General features: G+C 64.0%; 15 protein-coding genes. 4 read left to right on the top strand and 11 right to left on the bottom strand.

The window, feature by feature from the left end; translation table 11 throughout:
- Window positions 1-7: 7 nt before the first annotated feature.
- From QQL24_RS23295 to QQL24_RS23280, 4 genes are all read right to left on the bottom strand, one after another.
- Complete coding sequence (locus QQL24_RS23295) at window positions 8-1,771, bottom strand: SulP family inorganic anion transporter (protein WP_284314685.1); 1,764 nt, start codon at window positions 1,769-1,771, stop codon at window positions 8-10.
- A 190-nt stretch (window positions 1,772-1,961) separates the two neighbouring features.
- Window positions 1,962-2,858 carry a DUF2950 domain-containing protein gene (locus tag QQL24_RS23290; RefSeq protein ID WP_284314684.1) on the bottom strand — a complete coding sequence of 299 codons (897 nt, stop codon included), beginning with the start codon at window positions 2,856-2,858 and terminating at the stop codon, window positions 1,962-1,964.
- Window positions 2,859-2,891: 33 nt separating this feature from the next.
- Window positions 2,892-4,226, bottom strand: coding sequence for a DUF3300 domain-containing protein (locus tag QQL24_RS23285; protein WP_284314683.1), 1,335 nt, complete (start codon window positions 4,224-4,226; stop codon window positions 2,892-2,894).
- Window positions 4,227-4,381: 155 nt separating this feature from the next.
- A complete protein-coding gene (locus QQL24_RS23280; RefSeq protein ID WP_284314682.1) occupies window positions 4,382-4,891 on the bottom strand; it encodes a DUF992 domain-containing protein in 510 nt (169 codons plus the stop codon).
- A 548-nt stretch (window positions 4,892-5,439) separates the two neighbouring features.
- Between QQL24_RS23280 and QQL24_RS23275 the strand changes: the two genes are divergently transcribed.
- Both QQL24_RS23275 and QQL24_RS23270 read left to right on the top strand, forming a co-directional pair.
- Complete coding sequence (locus QQL24_RS23275; RefSeq protein WP_284314681.1) at window positions 5,440-6,384, top strand: tetratricopeptide repeat protein; 945 nt, start codon at window positions 5,440-5,442, stop codon at window positions 6,382-6,384.
- A gap of 73 nt (window positions 6,385-6,457) precedes the next feature.
- Window positions 6,458-6,616: a hypothetical protein gene (locus tag QQL24_RS23270; RefSeq protein WP_284314680.1), complete on the top strand. Its 159-nt coding sequence runs from the start codon at window positions 6,458-6,460 to the stop codon at window positions 6,614-6,616.
- Between the two features lie 959 nt (window positions 6,617-7,575).
- Here the strand turns inward: QQL24_RS23270 and QQL24_RS23265 are convergent.
- Complete coding sequence (locus QQL24_RS23265; RefSeq protein ID WP_284314679.1) at window positions 7,576-8,697, bottom strand: ATP-NAD kinase family protein; 1,122 nt, start codon at window positions 8,695-8,697, stop codon at window positions 7,576-7,578.
- Between the two features lie 247 nt (window positions 8,698-8,944).
- Between QQL24_RS23265 and gcvPA the strand changes: the two genes are divergently transcribed.
- Complete coding sequence (gene gcvPA, locus QQL24_RS23260; RefSeq protein WP_284314678.1) at window positions 8,945-10,336, top strand: aminomethyl-transferring glycine dehydrogenase subunit GcvPA; 1,392 nt, start codon at window positions 8,945-8,947, stop codon at window positions 10,334-10,336.
- On the top strand, window positions 10,336-11,904 hold the full coding sequence (gene gcvPB / locus QQL24_RS23255) for an aminomethyl-transferring glycine dehydrogenase subunit GcvPB (protein WP_284314677.1): 1,569 nt from the start codon (window positions 10,336-10,338) through the stop codon (window positions 11,902-11,904). The genes gcvPA and gcvPB overlap by 1 nt, the downstream gene beginning before the upstream one ends.
- Before the next feature lie 35 nt (window positions 11,905-11,939).
- On the opposite strand, the gene QQL24_RS23250 is transcribed toward gcvPB, so the two are convergent.
- The 6 genes from QQL24_RS23250 to QQL24_RS23225 form a co-directional block, all read right to left on the bottom strand.
- Window positions 11,940-12,674, bottom strand: coding sequence for an SDR family NAD(P)-dependent oxidoreductase (locus QQL24_RS23250; protein WP_284314676.1), 735 nt, complete (start codon window positions 12,672-12,674; stop codon window positions 11,940-11,942).
- Window position 12,675: 1 nt separating this feature from the next.
- Window positions 12,676-13,458 carry an SDR family oxidoreductase gene (locus QQL24_RS23245; protein WP_284314675.1) on the bottom strand — a complete coding sequence of 261 codons (783 nt, stop codon included), beginning with the start codon at window positions 13,456-13,458 and terminating at the stop codon, window positions 12,676-12,678.
- Window positions 13,459-13,538: 80 nt separating this feature from the next.
- Window positions 13,539-14,975: a diaminopimelate decarboxylase family protein gene (locus QQL24_RS23240; RefSeq protein WP_284314674.1), complete on the bottom strand. Its 1,437-nt coding sequence runs from the start codon at window positions 14,973-14,975 to the stop codon at window positions 13,539-13,541.
- 40 nt (window positions 14,976-15,015) lie between these two features.
- Window positions 15,016-15,921: a dihydrodipicolinate synthase family protein gene (locus QQL24_RS23235; protein ID WP_284314673.1), complete on the bottom strand. Its 906-nt coding sequence runs from the start codon at window positions 15,919-15,921 to the stop codon at window positions 15,016-15,018.
- Between the two features lie 31 nt (window positions 15,922-15,952).
- Window positions 15,953-17,359 carry an aminotransferase gene (locus QQL24_RS23230; protein WP_284314672.1) on the bottom strand — a complete coding sequence of 469 codons (1,407 nt, stop codon included), beginning with the start codon at window positions 17,357-17,359 and terminating at the stop codon, window positions 15,953-15,955.
- 20 nt (window positions 17,360-17,379) lie between these two features.
- Window positions 17,380-18,501 (bottom strand): ABC transporter ATP-binding protein, encoded by a 1,122-nt coding sequence (locus tag QQL24_RS23225; protein WP_284314671.1) that lies wholly within the window; start codon window positions 18,499-18,501, stop codon window positions 17,380-17,382.
- Window positions 18,502-18,503: the final 2 nt, after the last annotated feature.

The raw sequence follows: 18,503 nt of genomic DNA, 5'->3' as shown, positions 1-18,503 counted from the left end.
AAACGCTTTAGACCCGGCGCTCCGATGCGGATGTGCGCGCTCGTGCGATGGAGTTGCCATTGGATGCCAATTCGCGCTGATACATGGTGACTTCATGTTTCTGCGATGAACGGTGTCTGAAGGCGGCCACTGCCTCTTCGAGATCTTCGAAGACCATGGTGTCGCCAATATTTTCGATGGTACCTGCCCTGGAGAGGACCTCCATCGGTTCATGGTGCAACTGGGCAATGCCAAGCTGCAGCCCTTGCTCGGCAAGATCGACCCGTAATTCGTTCAGCATCATCGCAGCAGTGGAGTCGACCTGCGCCAAGGCACTGGCGTCGAGCACGAACCATCTCGTATTGGCTGGGAGAGTCTTCGCGACTTCGAGCAGGCGGGCACGCACATAGTCGACATTGAAGAAGAGGAGGTTGCCCTGCACCAGGCAGAGGGCGAGCCCCGGAATTGGGACGGCGTTCCTGGAGCGATGCAGCTTGTAAAAGCCCTTTCGTCCAGGCGCGCGGCCGAGCAGGGCATCGCGTGGCCGCATCTCCTTGAGCAACACATAAAGGAGCGTGGCAGCCACCGCGATGACGACACCGTTCAACACGCCGACACTGATCGGCCCGGCCATGCCGATTAGGGCGAACACGAACTCCATCCGGCTCACCCGCCAGATCTCACGCAGTCCTGCCACGTCCAGGAGGCTCATCGCCGCGGCGACGAGGATGGCGCCGAGAGCCGGAATGGGAAGCACGCGTATCGCGTCCTGAAGGTAGAGCAGCATCGCCGTGAGCGTCAGGGCAGCAACGAGCCCCGACATCTGTGATCGCCCGCCCACGGACAGGTTCACCGCAGTGCGGGAATCCGAGATCGTTACCGGAAAGCCACTGAATAGGCCGGAGGCAACATTGGCCGCGCCCAGACCAACGAGCTCGGCATTGGCGTCGACCTCGAACTTGCCGCGCGCTCCGAAACTGCGCGCCCCGACAATGCCGGAACCGAAACTGACCAGCCATACGGCGGCGGCTCCAAGCAGGAGCTCTCTGATAGGCAGGCTGGCGTCGATCGGAAGGGACAGGCTTGGAAAGACGCGCGGCAGATCTCCTACGACGGCAATGCCCATGCCCTTGAAATCAAAAAGGGCAGAAGCTGCTATCGCAACCGCCACCACGACAAGCGGCGCCGGCACCGGGGAGCGCCAACGTGTCAGCAACAGCAGGAATGCAATGAGAGTGAAGCCTAGAGCAACGGACGGCCAGTGGATGAGCGCCGCCTTCTGGATGAGTTCCCACATGGGCCGAAACAATCCGTCCGCCTCGATACGCACGCCGGTAAGCCGTTGGATCTGTCCGATGATAATCGAGATCGACACGCCGCTGATGAAGCCCACCAGAATCGGCCGAGACAGGAAGGCAGCAATGACGCCAAGCCGAAGCAAACCTGCAATGATGCAGAACACGCCGACGGTCATCGCCAAGGCTGAAGCCGCAACCACCCGATCGGCAGATGTGGCCAGCGGCATAGTCGCCAGGACAGCCGCGAGAACCGTCATCGTGGCAGCGTCGGGGCCGACCATGAGTTTCTTCGAAGGTCCGAATAGAGCATAACCGATAAGAGGCAGAATGCTGGAGTAGATCCCGACCTCGGCCGGCAAGCCGGCAATCGCTGGATAGGCGATCGCGCTGGGTATGGCGACTGCCGCGACCGCCAAGCCGGCGGTAAAATCGGGCCGCAACCAGGCCGCCCTGTAGCCCCGGAAGCTTCCAAGAACCGGTAGCTGTGTCAGCATTGCCTGATCCTTCCAAAAGTTGAGGGCCAGTCGGCGCGGATCAAGCCGAAGTGATCAGCGCGGCGTCACGCGGCGTTTCTGGATCGGCCGGGTGCGGCCAGAGAACGGGGACACCTTCCTGACGACTTCGGGTGTCGACGTCCGCTCGCCCGTCGATTGAACCATGACTGTTTGCCCGGCGCTTCCCATCTCAATCATGGACCGCCTCCCATCCCGGCCTGGGATCGAAGGTGTCGATACGGGCGGCTTCGGAGGCGGTGCCTGGCCCCAGATTGCGCTGATAAACCTGCCCCTGCTGATCGCACAGGAAGGTCATCACACCCGTCTCGCCCCAGCGCTCGGGATAGGCGATCAGCGCAAATCCTGCGAGCATGCGCCCCCCGACGATATAGCCATAGGCACCGCCGGGGGCAGCGGCGCCCTGCCTCGTCAGGATGCGATAGATGTAACCATAATAGGGCGTAGGACTGTCCTTGGCGCTGGTTCTCTCGACGGCCGCCGCGGCGATAAGATCGCCGAGGGGGCTGCGGTCGCGTGGGCTTTCCGGCTTCCACCACAAGCCGTCATGCCGGCCCGGCGAACTGATGAAGCGGCGGGCATATTGCTGGACCGGCTCGTCATCGCGGATCTGGTCATAATATTCGCGCTGCGCCTCGACATAGGCGCTGCACGAGGCGATGGCCGTCAGCTCGTTGCGCCCAATGGCCCGATTGCGGATCTCCTGTCTGCCGGCGGCGAGGTCGAAGGTCCATTTGCCGTCCTTCTCCCGCAGGGGCACTGGAAATCTCCAGCCATCCGCGCCGAAGAGCAGCGTCGCGACACCCGGTCGCTCCTCCACGACACTGTGTCCATTGTCCGCGAGAGCGAGAAAGTCCGCGATGCGCTCGCGGTCCACCTCCTCGTCGCCCGCGCTGAGAATCTGCCGAGCTCCCGTGCCGAAGATGTCGTCGAGCGCGGCGCTGCCCGGATTGCGGGCAGCGTTGACCAGCGCATCGGCTGCCTCCTGAGGCGAGGAAAACACCTGCTGGGCCAGGCCTGCCTGACTGCTGCTCACCAAGAGAAGGGCGCTGAAGAGGGAACCGGCCATTGCTTGTTTCAAAGTGAACATCGTTCCGCCTCCCTATCGACGCCGTCCACCACCGCCACCAAAGCGCCGTCCGCCACCGCCGCCGCCGCCAAAGCCGCCGCGACGCCCACCTCCGCCGCCAAATCCACGATTGCCACCGAAACCGCCCCGATTGAACCCACCTCCACCGCCAAAACCCGATGGCCGGAAGGCACTGTTGCGGCTTGCAAAGCCACGTTGCGAGGCGAAATTGGATGCACGACCACCCATACGCGCATCGCCAAAAGCCGTATTGCGTGCCGGGCGATTGGCGGCCGGCCGGCGTGTCGGCCTTTGCTGGGCGCGCCCACCCTGCCGGCGATCGCCGGCACCGGCCCCCGGCCGATTGTTGCCGATCTGGGTGCGATTGCCGCCCCCGTTCATACGATCGGCGATGCCTGCGCGGTCACCGCCAGGACGCGGGCTGCCAAGACCAGGCTTGGTCCCCTGCCCCGGGCGGTAACGACCGGAGTCCGGCCGCCAGGGCCGGGAGTCGCCGCCGATGTCGATCTTATTGCCGATATTGATGCCGCCGCTCGGAAGCTGGCTGGGGTAGCGTCCATTCCCCGGCGGATAGCCCCCATAGCCGGGTGGATAGCCGCCCCAGCGCGGCGGGTAGACCCAGCCGTTGCCCCAGTTCCAGTAATTGGACATGCCGGCGCCAACGACGACGCCGAGGCCGAAACCGAGCAGGCCGGCACCAACGGTGTAGGCTGTGGAGGAGTCGTATTCGGGCACATAGATGACGCCCGGCTCGGCCGATTCAATGGCGACATAGGACTTGCCGTTCTGGACTTCCGAGCGCACCCGCTGCTGCTTGGTCGTCTTGAGCGTGCCGGCTGCCTGCGCCGCCTGCCGCAGCTCCTGGACCATGGCGGCGACATCGCTGGGCTGATTGACGAAGGCATCGCCGAGATCGCTTGTGGCATTCAGATCGGTATTGAGCAGCTCAATCACGCCTGGAAATCGGGCCAGTGCCTTGACGGTTGGGTCGAGATCCAACTGGTCGAGGCCCGTGAAATCGTTCTTCGCCACAGCAGCCTTGTTGCGTGACAGCCATCGGGAGGCCTGCACGATATCGAGCGGATAGGCGGTCGCCGGCAGGAGCTGCGCCAGCAAGGCATCGGGATAGAGGGCGTAAGGCGCGAGGAGCTTGCGAAGTTCCTCCGAGCTGAAGACAGTATCGGCTTGCGCCGGCGCCGCTGCTGACTGGCCAGCATTGGCGCCTCCTTGCTGTTGGGCCGGAGCAGGTGCCGGCACCGCGGCCGGCGTCTGCGCAAAGGCCATACCGACTGGGGCTGTGGCCAGCATCGCGCCAACCACCAGCGCCGACATACACGTCCTGGACAAAAGAGTTCCTGCTAGCCAAAGAGTCATGAGAAGCCCCCTCGATATCGGGATCGCATGGAAAAACCGCCATCCTCCGCCGGGCTCATGGCCATCGAGGGAAATGAGCTCGATGCGGAGTTCAGAGCGTCGCAACTGGCCGGATCTTGTGGCCCGCTTCATTTCACGCGCTCGAGCGTGATCTGGCCCATGCGGATAGGCACCCCCAACCCCGATTGACCGGATCCGGAGAAGGGCTGCAAGGCAACCAACTGGTCCTCACCTCCGACCAGAGCGTCACCGCCTAACTTAACCGCGAAGGATGGTTTTTTCGTCGAGCTGAGATAGGTACCGCTGAGCTCGCGAGCATTCCCGTCCGGCTCGAACACGCGCCAAACCATGATATGCGGCCTGGTCTCTCCTCCCAAGGAACCAAGATGAAGAAATTGCGCGCTATAGCGCTGGGAAGCCAAGCGCACGGGTTTATAGGTGCACAGCCCGACGCCACCGTGGACCTGGCACGTCAATGTGCCGACTTGAACAGGTCGCGGCGCGGCCTTGGCGAGGCCGAGTGTCGTCCCGATCGTCATGACCATCGTGGCGGCAGTCAGAAAGGCAGAATGCGCCAACATGACGCCTGACGTGTCTGATTTCCGGAACACCGCCGTGATGGCGGGTCTCGCTGCCATATTTCTGGTCCGTGCCATTTCACCGACCCCAGCAACCTCTCCCTGTGCTCCGGCACCCATCGATCAGAGCGAGCTTCATGCTACTTGTAGGAGCAGGATTTACTATTGTCCTCTGAGCCAGTGTACCTAAGAACAATATTTGATAGGTCACGGCGACAAAGATTATGCGATGTTTTATACATTAAATAGAGGTAGTCCGTTAACTACAAACTTGAATTAATACAAATTAATAATCATTATAATTATTGGGTGATGTGACTAATAAAAAGATGCAATTATGCTTTCATCGCATTGAGACGATGACCATCCTAGGTATCAATGCCAATTGTACTCTGGGACAATAGCCGCAACCTATCCGCATGCATAACCTCGCCGCGGTCGCCTTCGGATCGACAAAGCCAAAGCATCTGCCAAGGAGCCGATCATTGAATTCGGGGATTGGCCAGAAGCAAACGATGCGACCGCACGTATCCACCTTGCAAAAGGACGGCTTGCGAAACATGCTCGAGGACCGATCGAACCAGAGAGCGGGTCGGAGACGACATGCTGTGGTGATCGCAATTGCCGCCGTACTGTCCGGGCTTTCCATGCAGGTGCGAGCGTCCGCACAACATGCCGACACGCTTGGCTCCGGGCCTTCGCTATCGAATGAATTGACTGCCACACAGGCCAGAGCCGCGGCAGGCGATGCGGATTCTCAATATGCGCTTGCTGCCATGTATGAGGGAGGGAACGGCGTCGAGCGTGACCAGGCGCAAGCCATTTATTGGTACCGCAAGGCCGCTCTCCAGGGACAGGCCGCTGCGCAGTATAATCTGGGCCTGATCTATGGGCTGGGCCGCGGCATGGCGCGTGACCAGGGTGCCGCTGCCAGCTGGTATCGCAAGGCGGCGGATCAAGGTATCGCCGCCGCCCAGAACAATCTCGCAATCATGTACAGTCAAGGGATAGGGATTGCGCGGGACGACGCGGAGGCGGTCGGCTGGTACCAGAAGGCCGCTGCGCAGGGTCTCGCCGCGGCTCAAAGCAACCTGGGGGCGATGTATGCCAGTGGGAGCGGCGTCCCTCGCAATATCGGCGAGGCCATCAGGTGGTATCGGCGCGCCTCGGAGCAAGGATATCCTGGTGCCCAGAACAATCTCGGCGTGCTCTACAGCCAGGGTGTGGATATCGCCAGGAACTGGCAAACCGCTTTCCGCTGGTTCAGGAAGGCCGCGGATCAGGGCTATGCCCCTGCCCAGGTTAATCTCGGGAACCTGTATCTGATGGGCCGCGGTGTTCCGCAGGACGATGGCTCGGCCGTGTCCCTTTACCGAAGTGCCGCGGAGCAGGGCTACCATCCGGGCCAGATCAATCTCGGCAACATGTACAGAGTCGGTAGAGGCGTTAAGCAAGACAGCGCTCAGGCTGCCTATTGGTACGGCAAGGCGGCGGAGCAGGCCGCGAAAAACGGTCAGGACTCCCAGGAAGATGGAACCCCCCTGGGCCCGTAAAGCTTTCCGCCCCGTTCACGTCAAACGTGACCGGGCGGACGCTGGGCCCGTCCTTTCCGAGAGGTAGCGCCGGATGAAGGATGTCAAGACCTGCATGGGGCCTACCTTCTACTACGTGCTCCCGATCACCCAAACGGCGCTTGCGGTACTGCTCTTCGCATCAATTCTGCCGCTCTTCCTGCGCATGATTGACAGCCTCGGCGACAAGCGAGGGTCGGATCTGGCAGCATAATGGGGACTGCTTGTCCCCGCCCTAGCATTTGCCGAAGCTGGATGCAGGATCCTCGCCTCAGTCGGAGCAAGTCATGCGGTCGACGCTCACAAGAAATGCCGGCCTGGCGCCACCTTCAGCGACCTCCGCGGTGTGCTTTTTCGCACATTCCCTGATCCAATCGTCACCTACCAACGTACCGTCGACGTTGATAGCGGATGACCGCTGCGTGAGGTCGATTGCCAGCATCACAGGGGAATCCGATGTCGTCGCCATTCCAGGTCATATCGAACTCATCGCCCTCCTCGATGCGCCAGCCCGCGATGACATCTAGTCAGATCGAGCTGCAATTGATGGGTACTCTGATGGCGACGAGCCAATCCCCCATGACGCCGGCTACTCGCGCCTCCATGGAGAGGGCAATCCGCTGCCTCCAAGGTCAGGCAGGGCTGCACCATGGCGCCCTGTTGGAGTTTTTGCTGTAGCCCATCCCGGTCGCGCCGTTCCTTGGCTGGCCGCGTCACTCGATCATCGACCTTGCATTGAGGCCCAGCTCCCCTTGAGCCGAAGCTGTCAGGAAAAAGCACCTCGTAGCCTTCGTCCACCAAGCGCTTCGCCCAATCGGCGTGACGGGGCGACAGCTCGCCATTTCGTCCATGAAGGCCCGGCGCAACCGTGGAGAGCTACAACCGCGGGAAATGGGCCAGAGCCCTCGGGCTTCATCAACTCTCCGCGAATAGTTACATCGCGCCCCGGGAAAGTGACCGGCTCAGCACTCGCGACCACGCACGATAAGAGGAAAGCGCCCAAGGTTGCAGCCGGCAACGCATGGCGCAACTCCAATGAGGAGGTGAGTGTTTTCATCTCATAATCTCCCGGCCGTTGTTGGACATAACTCAATGCGCCCAGGCATGGGCTTAGCAAGACTGCAGGCAAAAGCGATGCACGCTCGGTGAATGAAATTGGGTCGAGGCTGAAACCTAGAATCCGCGTACGCGCATAAGCGTCTGGATGCGAGGGGCCGTCTGGATCCTGATATAGCCGCCGAGAGAACGATCGAGTTCGGCATCACCGGTATCGACAAACAATTCACGCCGCTCCAGGGAGGAGAGCTTCGATTGAGTGGCCAGCACGCGGAGATTGTCTCGGCCGACATGTCGCAGCACTGCCGGACTGATGGGGTGATTGCCGCGGCCAAACAAGCATCCGATGCCGCCGATGACACCGACATGGATGACGGCTGGCCGTCCCTTCAGATGCTTGAGGATCACGGCTTCACTGGCGTCGCCCGCCACCAGCGCGCCATCGAGAACAAGATCGATACCGAGAAGGGTCCCCGTGAGTCCCGCCTCCGACAGCAGGCGCTGCATGGTCGAGCCGGGGCCGATGATATGCAGGTGGCCAGGCTCCAGCGCCTGCGCAGCGGCACGGCACAGGGCGCCGAGGACGGCTTCCTCGTTCTCGACAGCCGAGAACTTGGCGGCCTGCATGGCGGGATCTCGTGGCACCAGGGCATAGCCGTAAAGGCGCGTGGCGGGTCTCCCCTGCCGCAGGCTCTCCTCATCGACGTCGAGGATTTCGGCCTCGCGCAGGCCTCGCTCGGCGCCTGACAGGAAATGGCGGGCAAGCTGCCCGGCATGGGCCGGCGAGATCGCGAAAACACCCGAATACATCTTCACGCCCGCGGGTATGCCGACCAGCGGCACTTGCTGGCCGACGGCGGAGGCAATGTCCCGAGCCGTGCCGTCCCCGCCCGCAAAGAGTATGAGATCGACGCCGGCGGCGATGAACGCCCGGACGGTCGATATCGTGTCACCCGCCGTCGTCTGCCACGTCGTTGCCCCGTGCACGACCCGGGGTTCGATCCCGGCAGCCCGGCAGGCCTCCTCCCCCATGCTGCCCGCTGCGGTCAGGATCACGAGCCCCCGATCCGCCACTGCCGAAAGAGCGATGAGGGCGCGTTGCGAAGCGGCAGGCAGGGCCCCGCGAGCCAGAGCCTCCATGACGGTCGCCGAGCCATCGGACCCCTTCAGACCGACGCGGCCGCCCAGCCCGGCGAGCGGATTGACAAGGAAGCCGAGGCGTTTTGGGGAGGCCTTCATGCCCGCGCAAGCGTTCGCTTGGAGCGAGATGCAGCCTTCACCTCGCGACGTTGGTGGGAACACAGGCGTCTTGGATGAAGACGGATCGGAAGCATGTCACCCTCTAGCAAAGGCCTTCGTCCAGCGTCGCAGGCCGCAGCTCAAAGTTCGATATAACAACTTCTGTACGCAATGCGAACAAATGATTGACAGGCGCACCAAAGCTTCGGCACAGTCCACGTCAGCGAAAGGCAGCGTGCGAGGAGCCATGACCTTCACCCACCCCTTCATGGCCAATTCGGTAAGCACCATCAAACAGGAGATGCTCGACGCCATCGGCGCCAGGACGGTGGAGGAGCTGTTCGAGCAGATTCCCGCGGATCACCGCCTCGCAAAGCCGATCGAGCTGCCGCCCTCCCTGCGCTCGGAGGCCGAGCTGCGCCGCCATCTCCTGGGCTTGCTCAAGAAGAACCAGGACTGCGAGAGCAATCTGAGCTTCCTCGGAGGCGGCTGCTGGCAGCACCATGTTCCGGCCATCTGCGACGAGATCGCCGGACGCAGCGAGTTCCTGACGCCCGTTTGGGGCACGCCCTCCTCCGATCATGGCCGCAACCAGGCCTGGTTCGAGTTCACCAGCCAGTTGGGCGAACTGATCGAGATGGAGATCGTCAGCCTGCCCGTCTACAGCTGGGGCTGCGCTGCCGGCCATGCCATTCGCATGGCCTCCCGCCTCAACGGCCGCCGCGAGGTGCTGGTGCCCCGCATCATCGATCCCGAACGGCTTTCCGTGATCCGCAATTACTGCGAGCCGGAGGCGATGCCGAGCCATATCAAGGTGGTCGAGATCGGCTTCGATGCGGCGACTGGCCTGCTGGACCTGACGCATCTTGCTGCCAGGCTCTCCTCGGCAACCGCCGCTGTTTATATCGAGGTGCCCAACTATCTGGGCGTGATCGAGAGCCAGGGTGCGGCGATCGCGGACCTCGCCCACAAGGCCGGCGCCGAGTTCATCGTGGGGGTCGACCCCCTCTCGCTCGGGGTGCTCGCCCCGCCGGCGAGCTTTGGCGCCGACATCGTGGTCGGCACCACCCAGCCTCTCGGCGTGCACATGAATTGCGGCGGCGGCACCGGCGGCTTCATCGCCAGCCGCGACGAGGAACGCTATGCGCGCGAATATCCCGCGCTCCTCGTTTCCATCGCGGAGACCACCGTGCCGGGCGAGCATGCCTTCGGCCTCTCCCTTCTGCACCAATCCTCCTACGGCATGCGGGAGGAGGGCAAGGACTGGACGGGTAATTCCGTCTATCTCTGGGCCATCGCCAACGCGGTCTACATGTCGCTGATGGGTCCGCAGGGGTTTCGCGAGCTTGGTGAGCTGATCCTCCAGCGGGCGCATTATGCCGCGAGGACGATCGCCGCCGTGCCAGGCGCGGAGGTGATCTTTCCAAACGGCGTCTTCAAGGAATTCGTGGTGCGCTTCTCCGGCCGGTCGGTTGGCGAGGTCAACGCCGCGCTGCGCGCCAGAGGCATCTTCGGCGGGCATGACCTCTCCCCCATCCTGCCTGAACTCGGCCAGGCCGCCCTCTATGCGGTCACCGAAATCCACACGAAGGGCGATATCGACCGCCTCGCCAAGGCTCTTGCGGAGATCCTGCGCTGATGACCGTGCTCCCGAAGATCCCGCGCTACCACGCCGCCGTCTGGGACGAGCCGGTGGTGATGGAGATGGGCAGTCCCGGGCGCAGGGGCATCACCTTTCCCGCCGCCGAGGCCGAAATCGCCAGGCTCGCAGGCCCGGCGGAGAGCCTGATTCCGGCCGGCATGCGCCGCAAGGCCGCGCCGGTCTTGCCCGAGATGTCGGAGCCGGATGTGCTCCGGCACTATCTTCATCTGTCGCAGGAAACGCTGGGCATGATGGGCATCAGCCTGTTCGGCACCTGCACCATGAAATACAACGCTCGCCTCAACGAGGCCCTGGCCTCGCGCCCCGAGCTTGCGGAGGTCCACCCCTTGCAGGACGAGACGACCCTGCAGGGCGTCCTTGAGATCATCCACGGCTTCGACCTCATCCTGCGCGAGCTCTCGGGCATGGACCAGTTCGTGTTCCAGGCCGCGGGCGGGGCGGATGCGGCCTATGTGCACGCCTGCGTCACCCGCGCCTGGCTCGCCTCGCGGGGGGAACTGGGGGAGCGAGACGAGATCGTCACCTCGCTGCAGGCCCATCCCTGCAACCCGGCAACGGCGGCAACGGCGGGCTTCAAGGTGATCACGCTTCCCCTGGAGGAGAACGGCTATCCCTCCCTGGAGGCGCTCAAGGCCGCGCTTTCCCCGCGCACCGCCGCCTTGATGATCAACAATCCCGACGACATGGGCATCTACAATCCCAACATCAAGGAATGGGTGCGCCTGGTGCATGAGGCCGGTGGCCTGTGCTTCTACGACCACGCCAACTTCAACGGTGTGATGGGCCGCATCCGGGCCCGCGAACTCGGCTTCGACGCCTGCATGTACATGCTGCACAAGACCTTCGGCGCACCCAAGGGCGGCGGCGGGCCGGCGGTCGGCGCCTATGGCTGCAGTGCCGAGCTGGCGCCCTTCCTGCCCCGGCCGATCGTCGGCTTCGATGGCGCCGCCTATCGTCTCGACTATGACCGCAAGGAGAGCATCGGCAAGGTGCGCGAGTTCTTCGGCAACATTCCGGTCGTGCTGAAAGCCTATGCCTGGGCCCGTTCGCTCGGCGCCGAGGGCATTCGCGAGGCGGCCGATCTCTCCGTGCTCGGCAACAACTATATGGAGCACGAACTCCTCAAGCTGCCGGGCGTCTCGCGCTCGCATCCCGATATCGATGCGTGGCGCATGGAGATGACGCGCTTCAGCCTCGGCAAGCTGTTCGAGGACACCGGCGTCAGCGCCATGGACGTGCAGAACCGCATGGTGGACTACGGCATCGACGCCTTCTGGCTTTCGCATGAACCCTGGATCGTGCCGCAGCCCTTCACGCCCGAGGCTGGCGAGATGTGGTCGAAGGAAGACCTCGACACCTGGATTGCCGTCCTCGGCAAGGTGATCGAGGAGGCCTATGCCGATCCGGAACTGGTGCGTAGCGCGCCGCACAACCAGACCATCCACCAGATCAAGGCCGGGCCGCTGGAGGATCCGGGACACTGGGCGATGACCTGGCGGGCTCATCTGCGCAAGCGGGCCGGGAGCAAAGCCAAGGCGGCTTGATCACCCGCTGGGCGTACCCACCCTCAAGCGGAGCGTCAGATCCAGCTCTCCAGCCTGGTGTTCATCACCAGTTCTGCCACCGAGGCCGTGTTCGGCAGGCGCAGGAGGAAGGCGACCGTCTCGCCGACCGTCTCGGGCGCGAGGCGGTTGGCCGAGGGCGTCACGCCCGGGATGGAAGCCACGAGCTCCGTATCCACCGCGCCGGGGCAAAGGGCCGTCACGCGCACGCCCTTCTCCCATCCCGCGAATTTGGCGGCATGGCTGAGTGCCATGACGGCATGCTTGGTCATGGCGTAGGCGACCGAAACGGTATCGCGATAGCGTTTGCCGTCGGTCGAGGCGATGTTGATGATGCGGCCATGGCCGCCCGCCTCCAGATGTGGCAAGGCAAGCCGGATCAGGCGATAGGGCGCCTTCACATTCACCGCCCACATCTCGTCGAGCACGGCCTCGTCGCCGGACCTCAGGTCGAGCGGGCGCAGGATGCCGGCATTGTTGATGAGCGCGTCGAGACGGCCGAAGCGTGCCAGCGTCGCGTCGAGCCAAGCCTGCGCGGATTGCGGCTGCGTCGCATCGAAGCGATGGATCAGCACGCGCTCGGGGGGAAAGGCTGCCAAACCCGCTGCCGTCGGCGTGCGCACGCCCAAGGACAGGAAATAGCCCTCGGCCGAGAGCCGCAGGGCAATGGCGAGGCCGATGCCGCGCGAAGCGCCCGACAGCATCACCACGCGGCCGGCAGGAGCCAGCATGTCGGAAGCGGCCTCCGCCATTTCAGAAGATCCCCTGATAGACGCCGCCATCATTCACGATGTTCTGGCCGGTCATGTAGCCGTTCTGCGCGCTGCACAGGAAAGCAATCAGGTCACCGCATTCCTGCGGATCGGCAAAGCGGCCGGCCGGCGTGCTCTTGAGGCGATCCGCCACGATGGCCTCATAGGTGGTGTTGCCGCGCGCAGCATGGCCATGCAGGTTGGTCTGCAGCGCGTCGGTGTCGAAGAAGCCGGGCAACACGCTATTAACCACCACATTATGTGCCACCAATTCGCGCACCATCGAGGCGATGGCGCCCGCCAGCGCCAGGCGCGCCGCATGGGAATGGCCGAAATTCACCTGAGGGAACTTGATGAAGCTCACCGAAATATTGACGACACGGCCGAACTTGCGATCGCACATGCCGGGAACCAGCGCCCGGATGAGTTCGAGCGCCGAGAAGAAATGCGCCTCCATCCAGCCATCCCATTGCTCGCGGCTGAGCGTGCGGAAATTGTCGGGCGTCTGGCGCACGCCGGGATTGGTGATGAGGATGTCGGGCGCCGGACAGGCCTTCAGCACCACCTCGCGACCCGCGGGCGTCGTGACATCCGCCGCGACGACGGAGACGTCGACGCCCTTGGCAGCCGCGATCTCGCGCGCCGTCGCCTCGAGGGTCTCGGCTGTGCGAGCCACAAGAGTGAGGTTCACGCCCTCTCCTGCCAGCGCCATGGCAGCCGCCTTGCCGAGGCCCTTGCTGCCGCCGCAAACCAGGGCATGGCGCCCTTTGATACCAAGGTCCATGTGTCGAACCGCTCCATGCGAAAAAAGGAACGACAGCACCGGCCTTGGCCCGAAGCCAGGCTCGGTACTGTCGAGGAAGCTCAAGGCTTCGGCGTGAAGGAGGATGCCAGCAACCGCGGGGGGACGCGGAAGCGGCCGGCGACGTCCTTCATCTGCTCGCGCTCGGTGATGATCTCGGCCTGCGTCCCCGAAACCAGGACCGTCGCCGGCAGGAGTTGCGCATTGTAGCGGGCCGCCGAAGATTCGGTGTAGCCGCCGGCATCGAGGAAGGCGACGAAGTCGCCGCGCTTCAGGAGTGGCATCTTGCGGTGAGAACCGACCTCGTCGGAATTGCAAAGAGGCCCGACCAGATCGACCACCTCGCTTGCCTCCGCTCCGGCATTCTTCACCGGCACGGCGTGATAATACCAGTCGAGCACGGCGGCCCAGGACAGGTGGTTCGTCGAAAGATCGAGGTTCACCCATTTCTTGCTGGCGCCGACCTTCACCGCGCCCACCCGGCCGGCCGCGACACCGGCGGGGCCGGACAGCGCACGGCCCGGCTCGAGGCGCAGCTTGGGCAAGGGCAGGCCCAGACGGGCCGCCTCCTCCTTGATCGCCGCCGAGCACAGGCGGGCATAATCCTCGGCGGTGGGCGCCTTCGCGTCGTCGAGCTGGCTGTTGGGGCCGGTGCCGTACCATTTGCCGAAGGTCCAGCCACCGCCGATATCGATGCAGGGCGGCGTCCAGCCGGCATTGTCGCGAAGATAGCCCGACCAGGTCAGCATTTCCCCCGCCATCACGGCGAAATCATTGGGATCGTTCGACATTCGGCTGAGATGGAAATGGGTTTCCTTTAGCTTGATGTGCGGCATGCCAAGGGCGCGCTTGACGATCTCGACGGTCTGCTCGCGCGTCATGCCCCATTTGGTGGAGTCGCTCTGCTGCTTGAGCGTGCCCGGCCCATGCATGGCGACCCCGGTGCGCGCGCGCAGCGGTTCGAGGTCGAGCTTGAGGCGGATGCCGATATCGACTTCCCGATCCAGCCGCTCGGCGATCTCGACGATGCGATCGAGCTCGTCCATGGCATCGATATTGATGCAGAGCCCGTTGGCGATCGCCATTTCGAGCTCCTCATCCTGCTTGTTGGAGCCGTTGAGCACAAGCGTCCGGGCGTTGGTGCCGGCGAGCAGCGCCATATACATCTCCTGCGCGCCGAAGCAGTCGCCGCCGGCTCCCTCCTGGTTCATGATGTGGCGGATGGCGAGACCGTTGTTCGACTTGTTGGCGAACAAGATCTCGACCTCCGGATAATGCCGGCGGAAGGCATCGCGGAAGGCACGATAGGTGTGGCGCAGCTGGTTTTCCGAAATGATGTAGAGCGGCGTGCCGAACTTCTCGGCCAGGACCTGCACGTCGCAGCCATCGACGAAAAGATTACCGTTTGGTCCGATGCCGATGAACTCGCCGAACTTGACGCTGTAGTCGACCGGCGTCAGCTGCGGCGCCGAACCCGGGATCTTCTCTTGAATGGTCATGACCGTCTCCTAAAGATGAGGGTGCCGATTTGGGCCTGCATCAGAGCAGGCCGAGTTCTTTCAAGCCGCGTTCAAGCCCGGCCAGCGGTTCGCCCGCGAGCGCCCGCAGGGGCGCGCGCGGCTTGCCGCCGCCCGGCAGGCCCAGCATGTCCATCGCAGCCTTGGTGGCGGGATAGAGCGTGCGGCCGCCCGACGTGCACAGATCGGTGAGCTTGCGGCCGAGAGCCTGGACCTGCTCGGCCTTGGCCCTGTCGCCGCTCTTGGGTGCGAAATAGAGATCCAGGCCGCCGGGTGACCACATGTTCGGGAAGCAATCGATGGTACCGTCGGCGCCGAGATCCACGGCGGGAACCCCGAAGACCGAGGAGGGCCCGCAGAAGACGCGCAGGCGGTCGCGCACGGCAAGCGCGGTGCCGTAGTAATTGTTCCAGTCGCCTGAGCTCTCCTTGACGGCCACCACGCGATCGAGATCGGCGAGGCGCGAAACCAGGGCCGGCGTAAGGGCATTCACCGCATTGCCGGGAATGTTGTAGAGCACCACTGGCAGGCCGATGGCATCAGTGACATCACGATAATGGGCGTAGATCTCGTCGTCCGTGAGCTTGACGAAATAAGGCGGCAGGATCAGCGCCCCGTCGCAGCCGACCTTTTCGGCATGCCGGGACAGGGCCACGGCCTCGTCCACCGTCACCGCGCCCGTGCCGACGATCAGCGTGCCCTTGCCAGCGACCGCCTCCTTCGACACTTCATAGAGGCGCTTGCGCTCGTCATGGCTGAGCGCCCAGAACTCGCCCGTGCAGCCGCCCGCCACCACGCCGGTCGCGCCATCCTTGATGAGGCGCTCGATATTGGCCGCGAACTCGGCCTCGTCGATGCGTCCGTCATCGTGAAAGGACGTGGTGATGGCCGGCATCGGGCCGGCCCAGTTGACGCTTGTCCTATCCATTAAGAAATTCCCTGATGAAATGGCGGTCGGCTCAAGCCGACCAGATCTTTTCGCGCACCAGCTCGTCCATCACCGTGTCGACGGCCTTGCGGGCACGCGAGACCATCAAGGCGACTTCCTCCTCCGAAATCACGAAGGGCGGGGAGAAGGAGATGGTGTCCGCGTGCGGCAAAGCGCGCGTGATCAGCCCCTCCGCCAGGGCAGCCTTGACGATGCGGCCGGCGATCTTGAGCGTGGGATCGAAGCGCGTCGCCGGTTCCTTCTTCGCCACGAATTCCACGGCGCCGACGAGGCCGCGCCCGCGGATCTCGCCCACGAGGGGATGGCCAGCAAAGGCCTGCTGCAATTTCTCGTGCATGAGCGCGCCGCGGCTGGCGGCCTGCGCCACCAGGCCGTCATCCTCGATGATCTTGAGGTTGGCGAGAGCCGCCGCGGCCGCCAGCGGATGGGCGGAATAGGTGTAGCCATGCCCGAAGGCGCCGAGCTTGGACTGGCCGTCGACAATGGTGCGCCAGACCTTCTCCGATACGATACAGCCCGAGAGCGGCACATAGGCCGAGGTGATGCCCTTGGCGACGGTGATGAGATCGGGCTGCATCGCCATGGCCGTGGAGCCGAACATGGTGCCGAGGCGTCCGAAACCGGAGATCACCTCGTCCGCGATGAGGAGCACGTCATACTTGTCCAGCACGGCACGGATGGCGACGTAATAGCCCTCGGGCGGCACGATCACGCCGCCAGCCCCCATCACTGGCTCCATGATCACCGCCCCCACCGTCTCCGGCCCCTCGGCTAGGATGAGGTCCTCGAGATCCCTGGCGAGCTTGGCGGTGAAGGCGGCGTCCGACATGCCGGGCGTGGCTTCCCACAGGCGATAAGGCGCGGTGGTGTAGCGCACGAAGGGCAGCGGCAGGTCGAAGCCGGAATGGAGGGCGGGCATGCCCGTGAGGCTGGCGGACACCACGGTCACGCCGTGATAGCCACGGTTGCGGGCGATGATCTTCTTCTTCTCGGGCTTGCCCCGCGCATTGTTGTAATACCAGACGAGCTTGACCTGCGTGTCGTTGGCGTCCGAACCGGACTGGCCGAAGAACACCTTCGACATCGGCACCGGCGCCATTTCGATGATCTTCTCCGCCAGCAGGATCGGCGTGTCGGTGGCCCAGGACGAGAAGGCATGGAAATAGGGCAGCGTCACCGCCTGGTGGTGGATGGCATCGGCAATTTCGCGGCGGCCATAGCCGACATTGACGCACCACAGGCCCGCCATGCCATCGATATAGCGGCGCCCGTGGTTGTCTTCGAGCCAGACGCCTTCGCCCTTGACGATCACCATCGGGCCGTTGCGCTCATGGTCCGCCAGGGCGGTGAAGGGATGGAAGAGATAGCGCTTGTCGAGCGTTTCCAGGTCGGGCGTGTTGCGCAAGAGCTCATGCATGACGGTATCTCCAGATGAAATCAGACGGTGACGCTCAGGCGGGCAGGCCCGGATGCCAGGTCACGGTCGGCATTGAGCCGGCGCCCGCTCGCGCGCTCGAAGATGTGCAGGCGCTCGCGCCTGAGATCGAAGGGCACGGTGTCGCCGGGCCGCAGCGGGCTGTCCCCCGGCACGCGCACCGTGAAGACGACATCACCGGCATTCGCCAGCACGATGGATTCATGGCCTGTGGGCTCGACCACCCGTATGCTGGCCTGACCGTCGCCGGCGCCGAGCACGACATCCTCCGGGCGCACGCCGACCGTGACGGGCAGGACGCCTGTCGGCGCCTGGCTGAGATGATCGGGCGGCAGCTCCATTTGCAAGGTACCGAGCTTCAGCATCGCCCTCCCCTGCCCGGCGGCGATCTCGCCATCGGCCAGCGTCATGGCGGGCGTACCGATGAAGCCGGCGACGAAAGCGTTGGCGGGCCGGTGATAGATCTCCGCCGGGGTGGCGAATTGCTGGAGTTCGCCGCCCCGCATCACCGCGATGCGCGTCGACATCGTCATGGCTTCGAGCTGGTCATGCGTGACATAGACCATGGTCTTGCCGAGGCGACGGTGCAGCTCGATCAGCTCCGCCCGCATATGGGCGCGCAATTGGGCATCGAGATTGGAGAGCGGCTCGTCCAGCAGGAAGACCTTGGGTTCGCGCACCAGCGCCCGGCCGAGCGCCACGCGCTGCTGCTGGCCACCCGAGAGCTGCCGGGGCTTGCGTTCGAGCAGCGGCCCGAGTTGCAGGAGATCGGCCACCGCCTTCACCCTGGCCGGGCGTTCCGCCTTGGGCACGCCGCGCTTGCGCAGGGGATAGGCGATGTTCTGCGCCACCGTCATATGCGGATAAAGGGCATAGGACTGGAATACCATGGCGATGTCCCGCTCGCCGGGCGCCAGATTGTTCACTGGGCGATCGCCGATGAGGATGCGCCCGCTGGTCGGCTGTTCGAGGCCGGCAAGCATGCGCAGCGTCGTGGTCTTGCCGCAGCCGGAGGGGCCGAGAAGGGACACGAACTCGCCGCTGCCGATGGCAAGATCGAGCCCGGGCAGTGCGACCATCGTGCCGAATTCCTTGCGCACCTTGTCGAACGTCACAGTAACCACGC

The sequence above is a fragment of the Labrys miyagiensis genome, from assembly GCF_030160835.1.
Lineage (GTDB): Bacteria > Pseudomonadota > Alphaproteobacteria > Rhizobiales > Labraceae > Labrys > Labrys miyagiensis.
Note: the sequence above shows the minus strand (reverse complement) of the source record. Positions and strands in the feature narration are given on the sequence as shown.